Source organism: Macrococcoides caseolyticum, assembly GCF_002902665.1.
Lineage (GTDB): Bacteria > Bacillota > Bacilli > Staphylococcales > Staphylococcaceae > Macrococcoides > Macrococcoides caseolyticum.
The window spans coordinates 1-230 of sequence record NZ_PPRM01000102.1 but is presented as its reverse complement, the minus strand read 5'-3'; the positions used below and the strand labels follow the sequence as shown (position 1 = coordinate 230).

The window sequence follows — 230 nt, the reverse complement described above, 5'->3', positions numbered from 1 at the left end:
ATAATTTCAATGTGATCTTCAGTGCTATAGATGTTGTTACCGATGGTTTCTTTCAGCATTGTTTTGTATAGAGACAGAATTTCTTCATCACTGAAGAAAGGCTTTGCGACGTTGTAAATTTCGTCAGGCACTTCCATCGGTTTGACACGGATATCTGAGTTTTTAATGTTGTGATATAAAACTTTAGACTGTTTTTTTACAGAACGTTTTCTGTTACTTAAAAAGATATT

At 33.0% G+C, this 230-nt stretch carries 1 pseudogene; it reads right to left on the bottom strand.

Annotated elements, in window-relative coordinates:
• Positions 1-230 (bottom strand): annotated as a pseudogene (locus CD152_RS11995) (hypothetical protein); the annotation flags it as partial.